At 68.0% G+C, this 13431-nt stretch carries 10 protein-coding genes; 4 read left to right on the forward strand and 6 right to left on the reverse strand.

What is annotated here, in order from left to right:
* Positions 1-35 precede the first annotated feature (35 nt).
* Both LEL84_RS21440 and LEL84_RS21445 read left to right on the forward strand, forming a co-directional pair.
* Positions 36-1634, forward strand: coding sequence for a PucR family transcriptional regulator (locus LEL84_RS21440; protein ID WP_078113421.1), 1599 nt, complete (start codon positions 36-38; stop codon positions 1632-1634).
* Positions 1635-1709: 75 nt separating this feature from the next.
* Complete coding sequence (locus tag LEL84_RS21445) at positions 1710-2588, forward strand: SDR family NAD(P)-dependent oxidoreductase (protein ID WP_137811479.1); 879 nt, start codon at positions 1710-1712, stop codon at positions 2586-2588.
* Between the two features lie 20 nt (positions 2589-2608).
* Here the strand turns inward: LEL84_RS21445 and LEL84_RS21450 are convergent, their stop codons facing one another.
* From LEL84_RS21450 to LEL84_RS21465, 4 genes are all read right to left on the reverse strand, one after another.
* The gene (locus LEL84_RS21450; RefSeq protein WP_058251565.1) at positions 2609-3022 is read right to left on the reverse strand and encodes a MerR family transcriptional regulator; all 414 of its coding nucleotides are present in this window, start codon (positions 3020-3022) and stop codon (positions 2609-2611) included.
* A gap of 20 nt (positions 3023-3042) precedes the next feature.
* Positions 3043-4542 carry a SulP family inorganic anion transporter gene (locus LEL84_RS21455; RefSeq protein ID WP_078113463.1) on the reverse strand — a complete coding sequence of 500 codons (1500 nt, stop codon included), beginning with the start codon at positions 4540-4542 and terminating at the stop codon, positions 3043-3045.
* A gap of 238 nt (positions 4543-4780) precedes the next feature.
* Positions 4781-6952, reverse strand: coding sequence for a glutamine synthetase III (locus tag LEL84_RS21460; protein ID WP_137808959.1), 2172 nt, complete (start codon positions 6950-6952; stop codon positions 4781-4783).
* 201 nt (positions 6953-7153) lie between these two features.
* Entirely contained in the window at positions 7154-9115 is a 1962-nt protein-coding gene (locus LEL84_RS21465; RefSeq protein ID WP_139363041.1) for a gamma-glutamyltransferase family protein, read from the reverse strand.
* 137 nt (positions 9116-9252) lie between these two features.
* Here LEL84_RS21465 and LEL84_RS21470 point away from each other — a divergent pair, with 137 nt between their 5' ends.
* The gene (locus tag LEL84_RS21470) at positions 9253-9690 is read left to right on the forward strand and encodes an SRPBCC family protein (protein WP_078113415.1); all 438 of its coding nucleotides are present in this window, start codon (positions 9253-9255) and stop codon (positions 9688-9690) included.
* On the opposite strand, the gene LEL84_RS21475 is transcribed toward LEL84_RS21470, so the two are convergent.
* Both LEL84_RS21475 and LEL84_RS21480 read right to left on the reverse strand, forming a co-directional pair.
* Positions 9687-11333: an MFS transporter gene (locus LEL84_RS21475; protein WP_078113414.1), complete on the reverse strand. Its 1647-nt coding sequence runs from the start codon at positions 11331-11333 to the stop codon at positions 9687-9689. The genes LEL84_RS21470 and LEL84_RS21475 overlap by 4 nt on opposite strands.
* Positions 11334-11385: 52 nt before the next feature.
* Positions 11386-12051, reverse strand: coding sequence for a TetR/AcrR family transcriptional regulator (locus tag LEL84_RS21480; protein ID WP_068972455.1), 666 nt, complete (start codon positions 12049-12051; stop codon positions 11386-11388).
* A 151-nt stretch (positions 12052-12202) separates the two neighbouring features.
* Here LEL84_RS21480 and LEL84_RS21485 point away from each other — a divergent pair, with 151 nt between their 5' ends.
* Entirely contained in the window at positions 12203-13426 is a 1224-nt protein-coding gene (locus LEL84_RS21485) for an oxygenase MpaB family protein (RefSeq protein ID WP_058251559.1), read from the forward strand.
* The last annotated feature ends 5 nt before the right edge of the window (positions 13427-13431 follow it).

The raw sequence follows: 13431 nt of genomic DNA on the forward strand, positions 1-13431 counted from the left end.
CGATCAGCCGAGGTGGGTCTCTTAGTCTTGTCCGTATGGACAAGACTGCCGGTATCGCGCTCGGGCGGTTGGTCCTCGCCCTTGACCAGACCGTCGCGACCCTGGTCTCGTCGCCCCGCGGTCTCGACGCGCCGGTGTCGACGATGGCGATGGTCGACGCCGACGACGTGCACTACGGGCTCGGGCACGCCGCCCGATCCGCCGACCTGTTCCTCCTGGTCGGACTCGCCGACGACGTCGTCGTGGAGTGGCTCGGCGGCCTCGGGGCGCACCGCCCGGTCGCCGTACTGGCCAAGAACCCCGCACAGACCCTGGTCGGCCTCGCCGATCGACTGGGCATCGCGGTCATCGCCATCGATCCGCACGCCCGCTGGGAACGCATCTACAACCTCGTCACCCGGGTGCTCGACGCCGCACGCGGCGCGGTCGGGAGCGGCGAGTCCATGGAGTCGGGAAGCACCGGCGACCTGTTCGAGCTCGCCGCGGAGGTCGCCCGCCGGACCGGTGGTCTGGTGAGCATCGAGGACGAGCACGCGCACGTCCTCGCCTACAGCTCGGCTGGCGAGGAGGCCGACGAGTTGCGCAGACTGTCGATCCTGGGCCGCGAGGGGCCGCCGGAGATGCTGGCCTGGTTGCGGGAGTGGGGCGTGATGGACGCGGTCCGGAAGTCGTCCGGAGTCGTGATGGTCGACGCACGCACCGATCTCGGACTTCGGCCGCGTCGCGCGGTCGCCATCCGTCCGGCGTCGGGCCCACACAGCGATCGCTCCGACGTCCTGATGGGGGTCGTCTGGCTGCAGGAGGGGTCGCGCCCGCCGGCCCGCGACACCGACGAGGTACTCGTCGGCGCCGCAGCTGTGGCGGCCCGGGTGATCTCGCGACGGCGTTCGGCAGGCTCCGACCACGATCAGCGGGTCCGGCGACTCCTCGGTGTCGGCGGAGTCCCGGTCGACACAGACCACCTCGCCGCCCAGCTCGGCATCGCGCCGACCGCCACGGTGACGGTCGTGGGGTTCACGGCCCCCGACGGCATCCGCGCCGGGCAGGTCTCGGCACTCATGCTGCACGCCAGCGCTTTCAGTCCGCTGTCGGTCACGGTCACGATCGGTGACCGCGCGTACGTCGTGCTCCCAGGCGTCCCGCTCGACGACGCCGTCACGTGGGCGCGGATCTCCGTCGACGCCGCCGACCGCCAATTCGGCGTGCCGGCACGCGCGGTCGTCGCCGGCCCCGACACCATCGCCGCCGCAACCGATCTGCGCTCTGCGATCGATCGTGTCCTGGACGCCGCCGGTCGCGACGCCGACCTGATCGACGACGTCACCACCGTCGAGCGATCCCGCACCGGGGTGCTGCTCGCCGAGATCATCGGATTGCTCTCGGAGAACCCCGATCTCGTCGACAGCCGGGTCGCCGGGCTCGCGGATCTCGATACTCGCAGCGGCAGCGAGTTCACCGCGTCGTTGCGCGCCTACCTCGACCATTTCGGTGACGTCCGCGCGGCAGCGGCGGCGCTGCACGTCCATCCGAACACCTTGCGCTACCGCATCCGTCGAGTGCAGACCCTGACCGGGATGGATCTCGACGACCCGGCGACGCGTCTCGTCGTGGCGCTGTCCCTGCGCGTTCGGTGAGAGTCGCTGCGCCCCCGAGTCCCACCCCGACCGAGTGCCACCCCGCCCGGCCGGCCGGTGGGTACCGTGGCGCCCATGCCCTCATCGTCGAAGTCCCTGTCCGACCTGACCGGCTCGCGGGTCGTCGTCACCGGTGCGACGAACGGTATCGGGATGGCCACCGCCCGCGCGCTCGCCCGGGCCGGTGTGCAGGTGGTCCTGGCCGTCCGCGACACCGATCTCGGCGCCCGGCGCGCACGGGAATTCGGCGGTGACTGCGAGGTGATCCGGCTCGATCTCGCCGACCTCGCCTCGGTGCGGACCTTCGTCGAGGAACTCGACGGCCCGATCGATGTGCTGGTCAACAACGCCGGCATGTTCCCGCATCAGCATCGGACGACGCGGGACGGATTCGAACTCGGGATGGGCACCAATTTCCTCGGGCCGTTCGCCCTGACCAACCTGCTCCTGCCACGCATCAGGCGGCAGATCGTGTCCGTGGGTTCGGAGGGGCATCGCCGCGCCCGCATCGACCCCGCCGACCTGGACCTCCGACGCACCCGGTGGTCGTCGCCGCGGGCCTACACCGGGTCGAAACTCGCGGTGATGCTGTGGGGTCTCGAACTCGACCGACGGTTGCGCGACGTCGGGTCGCCGGTGACCTCGATGCTCACCGATCCCGGCTGGGCCGCGTCGAACATCTCGAACAAGCCGGGCCTGGGCGTTCTGCACCGCGCGGCGCAGGGCCTGGCGGGTGTCGTCGGCAACGATCTCGACGCCGGCGCGGCACCCACCCTGCATTGCCTGACCGAGCCGATCCCGCCGGGCAGCTACGTGGGGGTCGACGGACCGTGGGGACTGCGCGGCCGACCGGTGCTGTCGGGCCGATCGCTCGCGGCGTGCGACTACGAGCTGGCCGGTCGACTCTGGACCGAGGCCGAGGCCCGCACCGGCACCCGGTGGCCGCTGGGGTAGGGCCCACGTGCCCGGCCGGATCACGCCGGATCGGTCAGTCGATCCGACAGCTGAGCGGTGAGTTCGTGCGCATATTCCAGTTGCCGCTCGAGCTTCTCGCACGCCAGTCGTGCGCGCTGCCGGAACTCCGCGACCGCCTCGAGCGCCGCCCGCCGGTCCGCCGGCGCCGCGTCGGAGTCGTCGAGGACGCTCTCGGCATGCAGGAGTGCGCGCATGTCGTCGAGGGTGAAACCGAGTGGCTTCATCCGCCGGATCACGAACAGCCGATCGATGTCGGCCCGGGTGTACAGCCGGAAGCGCCCGGCCGAGCGGGCGGACGGGACGACCAGACCGACCTCGTCGTAGTGGCGGATCGTCTTGATGGACAACCCGGTTTCCGTTGCCACCGTGCCGATCTGCAGGTGCTCGGCGGTGTCGGTCCCGTCGTCGGTCACGACCTGTCCTCTCTACCCGGTCAGCCCTCGCCGCCGAGCTGTCCGCTGAGGCGTCGATGACGCTCGGCGCTGTGGTCGTCGAGGCCGACGATGGTGGCGGTCTTGCCCTTGGCTGCGTACTTGGTGGTGACGGCATCGAGCGTAGCGACCGTCGACGCGTCCCAGATGTGTGCGCCGCTCATGTCGATGACGACGTCGTCCGGGTCGCCGACATAGTCGAACTGGTACACGAGGTCGTTGCTGGACGCGAAGAACAACTCGCCCCGCACCGCGTAGACGCGGGTTCCGGGTTCGGGATCGGCGACATCGACCACCTCCGTGAAGTGGGCGACCCGGCGCGCGAACAGGACCATCGCCGTCAGGACGCCCACGATCACCCCGTACGCGAGATTGTGGGTGGTCACGGTGACGACGACGGTCGCGAGCATCACGGCCGTCTCGCTCTTCGGCATGCGCCGCAGGGTCTTCGGGTTGACGCTGTGCCAATCCAGGGTGCCGACCGACACCATGATCATGACGGCGACGAGCGCGGCCATCGGGATCAGCGCGACGATGTCACCCAGCCCGACGACCAGGATGAGCAGGAAGAGTCCGGCCAGAAACGTCGAGATGCGGGTGCGGGCCCGGGACTCCTTGACGTTGATCATGGTCTGGCCGATCATCGCGCACCCGCCCATGCCGCCGAAGAGACCGGTCACGATGTTGGCGATGCCCTGACCGGTGGCTTCACGCGTCTTGTCGGAGTGGGTGTCCGTGAGGTCGTCGACGAGCTTGGCGGTCATCAGCGATTCGAGGAGGCCGACGAGTGCCATGGTGAAGGCGTAGGGCGCGATGACCGACAGCGTCTCCCAGTTCAGCGGGACGTCGGGAAAGAACAACGTGGGCAGACTGTCCGGCAGGTCGCCCTCGTCGCCGACGTCGGGGACGGAGAACCCGACCGCGAGCGTGACCGCAGTGAGCAGCACGATCGCGACGAGTGGTGATGGGATCGCCGTGGTGAGCCGCGGCAGACCGACGATGATCGCAAGCCCCGCCGCGACGAGGGGATAGACCAGCCACGGCACCCCCAGCAGGTGGGGGAGTTGAGCCGTGAAGATGAGGATGGCCAGTGCGTTGACGAATCCGACCATCACGCTGCGCGGGATGAACCGCATCAGACGGGCGACACCCACTGCGCCGAGGACGATCTGGATGACCCCGGCGAGGAGCACCGCGGCGATCAGGTGATCCAGGCCGTGACTGGCGACCAGGGGGGCCACCACCAGCGCCACCGCCCCGGTGGCGGCGGAGATCATCGCCGGACGGCCGCCGACGATGGCGATCGTCACCGCCATCGTGAACGAGGCGAACAGGCCCACCCGCGGGTCGACCCCGGCGATGATCGAGAACGAGATGGCCTCGGGGATGAGCGCGAGCGCCACCACGAGACCGGCGAGGACCTCGGTACGCAGGCGCCGCGGGGAGCGCAGGGTCGCCAGCACCGACTGTTGTCGGGCAGGAGTCAGCACCTCGGCCGTCATCGGCGTCTCGACTTTCGTGAGGTAACGGAAACGTCTGTCGCGGAAGGGGTCACCCACCCTCGCGGGCGTCGGGCGATTCCGACGGCCGACGCCGCCCCGCAGGACGGACCAACTCTACCCTCACGGGAGGGTAGAGATACAAATGCGGGTGTGCGGCTGGGCGTCACGCCACACAACTCCAGGCGCGCAACAACACGCCCCCTGCGCGATGCGCAAGGGGCGTGTCGACGATGCGGGATCAGAGAATCGTGAGCATCTCGTTGTAGGTCGGCAGCGGCCACAGATCGTCGGCGACGATGGACTCGAGGGTGTCGGCGACCTCGCGGACCGCGGCCATGGCCGGGACCAGTTTCTCCAGCGCGTACTTCGACTCCTCGAAGGTGGACTCGCCGTGCATGCCGGCGATACCGGCATCGAGGGCCGTCAACCCGTCGTGCAACGTGCTGATCAGTCCGGTCAGTTCCTCGAGCAACGGTGTGGGAGCCTCGATTCCGGCCATCTTGAGCGACGCCGCCGTCCCGGCGAGCTCACCCTGGTACCGGATCGCGGCCGGCATGATCATCGTCTTGGCGATCTCCGCGGTCTCCTTGGCCTCGACGAGGAGGGTGAGCGCGTAGTACTCGAAGATGACGTCCTCGCGGGCCTCGAGTTCGCGGGCCGACAGCACGCCGTACTTCTCGAAGATCTCGACGACGTCCGGCGAGGTGTACTCCGTCACCGCGTCGACCGTCGTCCGTAGGTTCTTCAGTCCGCGGGCGGCGGCCTCTTCCTGCCATTCGTCGGAGTAGCCGTTGCCGTTGAAGATGACCGAGCCGTGGGCATTGGCGATCTCCTGCAACACCTTCTGGACGGCGTCCGCGAGTTCGAGACCGTCGGCGAGGAGCTTCTCGAGGTCCGAGGCGATGAAGTCGATGGAGTCGGCGAGGATCGTGTTGATGGCGACCATGGGATCGGAGATCGACTGATTGGAACCCGGTGCGCGGTACTCGAATCGGTTGCCGGTGAACGCGAAGGGGCTGGTGCGGTTGCGATCCCCCGGATCGGCTTTGAGGGGCGGCAGGGTGTCGACCCCGAGTTCGATGACCCCCGCGGCCTTGGAACCGGTGGCGCCGCCCTTGGCGATCTGCTCGAAGACGTCCATCAGCTGGTCGCCGAGGAAGATCGAGATGATCGCCGGCGGAGCCTCATTGGCGCCGAGACGATGATCGTTCGACGCCGACGCGACCGCCGCGCGGAGGAGCCCGCCGTAGAGGTGCACCGAGCGGATGATCGCGCCGCAAAAGGTCAGGAACTGCATGTTCTCGTGCGGGGTGTCGCCGGGATTGAGCAGGTTGCCCTGATTGGCGTTGCCGAGCGAGAAGTTGACGTGCTTGCCCGAACCGTTGACGCCGGAGAACGGCTTCTCGTGCAGCAGGCATTTCATACCGTACTTCTCGGCGACGGCCTTCATCGTGGTCATCATCAGCTGCTGATGGTCGTGGGCGAGGACCGACCGCTCGAAGACCGGTGCGATCTCGAACTGGCCGGGCGCGACCTCGTTGTGCCGGGTCTTCGCCGGGATCCCCTGCTTGAACAGCTCGCGGTCGAGTTCGATCATGAACGACAGCACGCGTTCCGGGATGGCACCGAAGTAGTGGTCGTCGAACTCCTGGCCCTTCGACGGCGGTGCGCCGAACAGGGTTCGGTTGCAGGTCATGAGATCTGGTCGCGCATAGAAGAAGTGCTCGTCGATCAGGAAGTACTCCTGCTCGGCGCCGGCGTAGGAGACGACGGTGTCGACGTCGTCGTGGCCGAAGAGGCGGAGCAACCGCATGGCCTGCTTGCTCATGGCCTGTTGGCTGCGCAGGAGCGGGGTCTTCTTGTCGAGGGCCTCGCCGGTCCACGAGATGAAGATCGTCGGGATGCAGAGGGTGTTGCCGTTCGGGTTCTCCAGGATGTACGCGGGACTGGTGACGTCCCAGCCCGTGTAGCCGCGGGCTTCGAAGGTGCCGCGCAGACCGCCGTTGGGGAAGCTCGACGCGTCGGGCTCGCCCTGCAGCAGCGTCTTGCCCGCGAACTCGGCGAGCGATGCGCCGGTGGAATCGGGTTCGAGGAACGAGTCGTGTTTCTCGGCCGTGAAACCGGTGAGCGGGTAGAAGACGTGGGCGTAGTGGGTGGCGCCCTTCTCGATGGCCCAGTCCTTCATGGCCACCGCGACGTAGTCGGCGAGGGTGGGGTCGAGCGCGCAGCCGGTGTCGACGGTCGCGGCGACCGCTTTGAAAACGTGCTTGGGCAGCCGCTTCTTCATGACCGACAGGCTGAACACATTGCGCCCGAACGTGTCTGCGAGGGGTTCGGTGAACCCCGGCGCCGACACGTCGTAGGTCGTCACGGCCTCGATCGCCTGTCGGCGGGACATGCTGCCACTCATGGACACTCCTGGATGATCTGGGCCCCCTGTGCGCGGGGGCGCACGACGACGTCGGTACGCCGTTTGTCGCAATTGCGAGCGCTTCGACGCTATGAGCTGGGTGTATGCGCCCGATTGCCCCCATGTGACGCCGAGGAAAACTAGTGCCCCTCGGAACCGGTCGAGGCAACGCCGTTTCCCGAAAACCCGTGGCGCGATGGTCTACCGCAGCGTCGCGTTGTCGCCCATCACCGCGCCCTCGCGGCGCGGATCGGCGCCGCCGATCCAGCCGCCGCCGTGTCGCAGCAGGGCGCTGAGCCCGCTCGACTGTTCCTCGACCGACACCTCGGCTCCGCGTTCCCGGAGGCCGCGGACCAACGGATCGTGTGCGCCGTCGTCCGTGGTGTCGACGAGCGGGTGTTCGCCGCCGACGTTGGAGGTCGGGGTGTTGGCCGAGCCGAAGTCGATCATCGACACGGCCTGCTGGGGATCGAGGCCCCAGTCCAGCATCCCGACGATCGTCTTGATGACGAACTGGATGATCACCGACCCGCCGGGGGAACCCAGGGCCGCGACCACCTCGGCCGGCGCTCCGTCGGCGCCGGGCTGCAGAACGAGTGTGGGCGCCATCGACGAGCGCGGCCGCTTGCCCGGCGAGACCCGGTTGGCGAGCAGCGTCCCGTCGTCGTCGCGGGGTTCGGCAGAGAAGTCGGTCAACTCGTTGTTGAGTAGGAACCCGTCGACCATGTGGTAACTGCCGAAGGCGGATTCGATGGTCGTCGTCATCGTGGCGACGTTGCCGTACCGGTCGGCGACGGTGATGTGACTGGTTCCGTGTTCGGTGCCCGGGTGCGACCCCAGGGGCACCGGTCCGAGGTCACCCGCCGGCGCCTCGCCGAGCGAGGAGTCGGGTGAGATGAGCGCTGCCCGAGACCGCAGATAGGCCGGATCGAGGATGGTCGCGACCCCGCGCCCGGGCAGCGGGACGAAGTCCGGGTCGGCCACATACTTGTCGCGATCGGCGTAGGCGAGGCGTTCGGCCTCGGTGACGAGGTGCACGGCGGCTGGGTCGGGACGCCCGCCGTCGGCGTCGAGATCGGACGGCGGCATCGACGGCAGATCGAAGTTCGCCAGGATGCCCAGCGCCGACGCGACGGCGATCCCGCCGGACGACGGTCCGGGCATGGCCACGATCTGTCGCCCCCGATAGGTGGTGACCACCGGCTCCCGGGCGATGGCACGGTAGTCGCGTAGATCCTGCTCGGTCATCAGGCTCGGTGTCATGCCGCCCGCGGTGCTGCCGGCCTCGGCGACGATGGCTCGGGCGAGCGGCCCGTCGTACATCGCGCCCGCGCCGTCGGCGGCGAGGGCGCCGAGCGTCTTGGCGTACGCGGGGTTGACGAGCCGCGTGCCCGCCGGCTTCGCGGCGCCGTCACTCGCGAGGAAGTAGGAGCGGGCCTCGTCGTCGGCACCGAGTTCGGCCGCCGACGCGGCGATCGCGGTCGCCAGCCGCGGGCTGATGTCGAACCCGTTGTCGGCCAATTCGATCGCCGGATCGAACAGATCTCGCCATGGTTGTCCGCCGAAGTCGGCATGGACCATCTCGAGCATGCGCAGCACGCCCGGCACGCCGATGGACCGTCCCGAGGCGCTGGCACTCGGCGCGGGTGGGGTGGGATCGTTGGGGGCGATCCGGGTCAGGTAGGTCTCGGTGGCCGCCGCCGGCGCCGTCTCGCGACCGTCGAAGGCCCGCACGCTCTTCGACCCCGCGTCGTAGTAGAGCGCGAAGGCGCCTCCGCCGATCCCGGAGGATTGCGGCTCGACGAGTCCCAGCACCATCTGCGCGGTGACCAGGGCGTCGGCGGCCGTCCCGCCGTCGCGCAGCACCTCGCAGGCCGCGCGGGTCGCGAGCGGATTGGCGGTTGCCGCTGCGTAGGTGTCGGTGACGACCGGTCTCATCCCTGTTCGGAAGCCGGACGCGACTTCCGGTCTGGTGGCGATGTCGGTGGGTGCGGCCGTCATCGTCTGGGCGTCGATCATCTCGCCGTTGGGGATCTCGGCGCAGGTGACCGGACTCGCTTCCGGCTCGGCTGGATCCGAGCCGCAGGCAGTCGCGAGGAAGGTGGTGGCCGTCGCGACGACGAGGACACGTACCACTCGAGAGACTCCGGACCCGGCCGTCATCGGCCAAGCGTACTGACCGAGTGGCCGTTCGCGACGCGAACTGGGTCGAATGTTCAGGACAGCGGCCGTGACCGCATAGGGTCGAGGCGGAGGGCCGCACCGGCATGGTCGGCCGGACGAGACGAACGGGGAGAATCGTGGGAGTGGTACGGCATCAGGCGAAGATCGACAGGCCGCGCGAGCGGGTCTTCGACTACATCGACGGTTACCAGAACGTCCCGGAGTACCTGCTCGGAGTCACCCGGTTCGAGCCGACGACGGAGAAGACCAGCGGACTCGGAGCGAAGTTCGCGGTCTCGATGGACGTCGGGCCGAAGACACTGAAGTCGGTGGTCGAGTGCACCGACTACGTCGAGAACGAGCTCATCGAGTTGAAGGCCGTCGAGGGTTTCGACGCGAACACGACGTGGCGTTTCGCCGACGCGGACGGTGGATCGGGCACCGAACTCGACGTCGAGATCAACTACAACCTCCCCGGCGGTATGGCGGGCAAACTCCTCGGCAAGGTCGTGGGACCGTTCGCCGCTCAGGCGGTGCGGCACACGGAAGCGACGATCAGGAAGAAGATCGACTAGGAGCCGGATTCCGGCTCGGGCTCGGCCGACTGCCGTTCGAGCGCCGGGCCGGGTTCCGGTATCCGGTTGGGCAGGTGCCGCGAGAACAGCAACGCCAGCACGAGCAGGCCGAAGACGACGAACAGCGACTGCTGCAGGGCCGCGATCTGCGAATCCGAATAGGCCTGTGACACCGCCTGTGCGGACTCCTCCGAGCCGCCCGCGTCGAGGACGAGGGTGCGCGCCTCGTCGGCGGAGATGATCGGCACTCCCTGCTCGTCGACGGCGGCGATGATGCGTTGTTGGTCGGTGGGGGAGAGGTTCTCGGCGTCGTCGACCGCCGACACGAAGCCCGACGACAGCATGAGCAGGAAGACCGATCCCGCGACCGCGGTGCCGAACGACGACCCCAGGTTCTGGAAGGTGCCCTGCAGGCCGCCGACCTCCGAGGTGTCCTTCTCCTCGACAGCGGACATGTTGACGTTGCCGAGTTGTGAAGCGAGCAGACCGAAGCCGGCGCCGACCACGAACATGCCCGCGGCGAAGGCGGCGTTGCGCAGATCGATTCCCACCGAGGCGATGACGAGGAGTGTCCCCAGCGCCATCGTGATCTGTCCGCCGCGCGCGATGAACCGTGCGGAACGCCGTGCGGTGAGCCAGGATCCAAGGATCGAGAACAGGACGAGCCCGACCGAGAGCGGCAGGATCTTCACCCCGGTCTGCAGTGCGTCGCGTCCGAGCATCGTCTGCAGGTAGACGGGGACCACGAAGAACAGGGCGGCGATCGCGAAGTACTGGGCGAGGAAACCGCCGAGTCCGCTTCGGAGAGCAGCGATGCGGAAGAGTTCGACACGCAGCAGCGGTTGGCGGCCGGACGTCGCCAGGGTGCGCTGCCGCAGGACGAACAACCAGAGCACGACGACCCCGGCGAGCAACAGGTATGCCACGGGGGAGACGCCCAGCGGGGCGATCTCGTCCCCGCCGATCTCCGGTGGATGCTGCGGCTTCAGCCATCCCCACGTCTTCGATTGCAGTACGCCGTAGACGATCAGCGACAGGCCGCCGGCGGATGCCACGACGCTGAGGGGGTCGATGCGTACCTCCGGGTCGCGGGGTACGTCACGAATCAGCTTGGCCGCGAACAGGACCGCCACCATGACGACGGTCTCGGCGACGAACACGTAGCGCCACGACAGGTATGTGGTCATCACGCCACCGAGCAGCGGGCCGACGGCGGCGGCCAGCCCGGTGACCGCGCCCAGGATCGAGAATGCGGTGACCCGGGCCTTGCCCGTGTAGTTGATGGCGGCCAGCGATGCGATCGCGGGGATGACGAGCACCGCGCCCAGCCCCTCGACGAGTGACCAGCCGATGAGCAGGACGGTCAGGTTGGGACTCAGCGCTGTGGTCAGCGAGCCGATGCCGTAGATGACCGCACCGATCTTGAATGCTCTTGCGCGCCCCATCAAGTCGCCGAGCTTGCCTCCGGTCAGCATGAAGGCGGCCATCGTCAGCGCGTAGAAGGTGATCGCGGCCTGCATGCCGGTGATCGAGGTCCCGAGGTCGTCGGCCACGACCGAGATGGACACGTTCATCACGGTGCTGTCGAGCACCATCACGAACTGTGAGACGGCCAGGATGATGATCACAGACCAAGAGCGCATCGTCAGTCTCCTCAGATGTGGTGAGCGCTCTGATCTTTACAGGTTCGGCGGTTTACTGCGCGGGATTGAGCATCGGTACGAGGAACTGGCGCGCCACCGTGGCGAGCTGCGCGTCGTCGGTGATGTCGACGACGCGGCTGGGCACGGTGAGGAACGACGCGGAGATGCGGACCATCATCTCGGCCACGAGATCGACGTCGAGTTCGTCGGAGATGTTGCCCGCCAGCTGTTCCCGGCGCAGCTGGGCGGCGACGAAGTGCTGGACCGTCGCGAGCAGCATGCCGTCGCCGCCGATCATCGATTCGATCAGCATGCTGGGCTCGGCGTCGCTGATCTCACCGATCAGCGGGTTGCCGGAGATCGCCCGCAGCGAACCGACGAACCCGACCACGACGCGGTCGGCCACGGTGTCGGCGCGGGGGATCTCCGCGCGGAACCGGTCGAAGTACCGACGGAACTCGCGGAGCACCACCTGGTCGACCAGGGCGTCCTTGGTGGCGAACTTGCGATACAGGGTGACTCTCGTGACGCCGGCGCTCTTCGCCACCTTCTCCATCGGCGTCCGTTGCACGCCCAGCCGGCAGAAGAGTTCGAAGGCCGCGTCGAGCAGACGTTCGGCGGTGGGATCGGCGGCCTCGTCGGATTGAGCCGCGGATTCGAGAAACGCCCGCTGGAGAAGCGAGCTGGACAGCGAAGCGCCGGACGGCTGCGTGGTCACTCGCCTCACCCCCTTCCTCACATCATGACCGCATGAGCTTCCATGATCGCAAAATTCGCGAAAGAGGTGTGTTCTGGACCACGCGGTGGTAACAATGATACAAGGATACGTTGTTTGTCACATTGATACATGGAAGTGATGGGACGGGGTCATGGAAGATCTGAACAGGCGGAACCTGATACGCGCGGGCGGTGTCGTCGGCGCAGCCGGTGCGGTCGCGGCGCTCTCGCAGACGACGCCGTGGACGTGGTCGCCGGCGAACTCGGTGCCCGGCCGCGGTCGCGGCGCGGACCCGCGGCAGCTGTGGGACGACGAGGCCGACCCGGTGATCGCCAAGGTCATCGACAGCGGGCAGGTGCGCAACGTCAATCGCCTGCTGCGCACGTGGCATCGCAACTCGCAGCCGCTGCCCGCCGGGCTGCCCTCGGAACTGCGCGACTTCATGGAGCACGCTCGTCAGCTGCCCGCGTGGGCCGACCAGGCCAAGCTGGCCGACGCGGTCCGATTCAACCAGAAGCGCGGAACCTACCTCGGCGTCCTGTACGGCTTCGCCAGCGGCATGATGAGCACCGTCATCCCGCGCGAGGCCCGGTCGGTCTACTACTCCAAGGGCGGATGGGACCTCAAGGACCGCATCACCAAGACCGCGAAGCTCGGATACGACATCGGATCGCTCAACGCCTATCAGCCCGGCGGCGAGATGATCGTGACCTGCGTGAAGACCCGTATGGCGCACGCCGGCGTGCGACACCTCCTGCCGCAGTCGCCGCACTGGGTGCACGGCGCGACGGAGAAGAAGCCGATCAGTCAGGCCGACATCATGGTCACCTGGCACAGCCTGCCGACGACCGTCATGCGCAACTTCGACAAGTGGAACGTCCCGATCGCGGCCGACGAATCCGCCGGATTCCTGCATTCGTGGCAGATCACCGCTCGCCTGCTGGGCGTCCAGGACGAGTACATCCCCGCCTCCTGGGCCGCCGCCGACTCGCAGGCGCAGCAGGTCCTCGACCCGATCCTGGCGCCGACCCCCGAGGGTCGCAAGCTCGCCGACATGCTGCTCGACCTCGGCATGAACCTCGACCTCTCGCTGATCTCGCGCGGCGTCCTGGGGGCGCTCACGCGATTCGTGCTCGGTGACAAGGTCGCCAACTGGTATCAGATCCCGCGGGAGCCCGTGTGGAGCCCGCTGCTCGAGACGGCGTGGGGTCCGTACGTACAGATCCGCGAGGGCCTGCTCAACGTCGGCATGCCGCGTGAGGCGTACTGGCTGTTCGACGAGTTCCTCCGCCAGTTCGTGCTCTTCTACATGTCCGAACTGCGGATGCCGATCAACATCGAGATCCCGGTGATCAACAACCCGAAGTACAACTAGCCAGA

Origin of the sequence: Gordonia sp. WA4-43, assembly GCF_020520305.1 — a bacterium.
Classification (GTDB): domain Bacteria; phylum Actinomycetota; class Actinomycetes; order Mycobacteriales; family Mycobacteriaceae; genus Gordonia; species Gordonia hongkongensis.

What these genes read in the sequence shown, in the direction of transcription:
- LEL84_RS21440 (WP_078113421.1), top strand. Translation starts at nt 36, where the DNA reads ATGGACAAGACTGCCGGTATCGCGCTCGGGCGGTTGGTCCTCGCCCTT.
- LEL84_RS21445 (WP_137811479.1), top strand. Translation starts at nt 1,710, where the DNA reads ATGCCCTCATCGTCGAAGTCCCTGTCCGACCTGACCGGCTCGCGGGTC.
- LEL84_RS21455 (WP_078113463.1), bottom strand. Translation starts at nt 4,542, where the DNA reads ATGACGGCCGAGGTGCTGACTCCTGCCCGACAACAGTCGGTGCTGGCG.
- LEL84_RS21460 (WP_137808959.1), bottom strand. Translation starts at nt 6,952, where the DNA reads ATGAGTGGCAGCATGTCCCGCCGACAGGCGATCGAGGCCGTGACGACC.
- LEL84_RS21465 (WP_139363041.1), bottom strand. Translation starts at nt 9,115, where the DNA reads ATGACGGCCGGGTCCGGAGTCTCTCGAGTGGTACGTGTCCTCGTCGTC.
- LEL84_RS21475 (WP_078113414.1), bottom strand. Translation starts at nt 11,333, where the DNA reads ATGCGCTCTTGGTCTGTGATCATCATCCTGGCCGTCTCACAGTTCGTG.
- LEL84_RS21485 (WP_058251559.1), top strand. Translation starts at nt 12,203, where the DNA reads ATGGAAGATCTGAACAGGCGGAACCTGATACGCGCGGGCGGTGTCGTC.